Below are 510 nucleotides of genomic sequence, written 5' to 3'. Positions count from 1 at the left end.
CTTCTGAAATCGCCATATTGTGCAATCGTATTTTATCAGCGGGGTCATTCCTGCGCGCATTTTCCGCAAGATCCAGAAACAAGGTGGGCATTGGCTCAAAGCTATGAATGCGCTCGACTTTCTGTAGCTGTGCCATCGCGACAGTGAATGATCCTATATTTGCACCGACGTCAAAGAAGCTTCGCGCAGCAAACCAATCTGCCAGTTGTGTAAAGAAATATATTTGAACGGGTTCATAGGCTCGTTGAATGGAGTTCCTGTTCAACGATAAAGTTGTCCAGTTAGCGCAGGAATAGACTGTCAAAGTAATTCTCCTTGCGTGCTTCGATCCGATAATCCCCCCGTATCCGCGTGGGCATGTTCTCGAACCGGCTCATGGTCGGCTGCGAGCACAGCGGCGCGCCGCTCTCTGTCAACCGGCCCTCCGCCAGCTTGAACAGCGGGTCATCGCGCAGCGCATCGCAATCATCGGCATCCTCATGGCCGCAGGCAATGGCCAGCATGCGGAAC

General features: G+C 52.7%; 1 protein-coding gene and 1 pseudogene. Both read right to left on the bottom strand.

Annotated features, from left to right (window positions below; genetic code table 11):
* A partial coding sequence (locus tag ACLD7X_RS18420; protein WP_411425131.1) for an FkbM family methyltransferase occupies positions 1-265 on the bottom strand: 265 nt, incomplete at its 3' end.
* An 85-nt stretch (positions 266-350) separates the two neighbouring features.
* Positions 351-510, bottom strand: a pseudogene (locus ACLD7X_RS18415) (transposase); the annotation flags it as partial.

Origin of the sequence: Aphanothece microscopica RSMan92, from assembly GCF_046613545.2 — a bacterium.
Lineage (GTDB): Bacteria > Cyanobacteriota > Cyanobacteriia > PCC-6307 > Cyanobiaceae > NIES-981.
The sequence above is the reverse complement of the archived record's forward strand: the minus strand, read 5'-3'. Positions and strand labels throughout refer to the sequence as shown.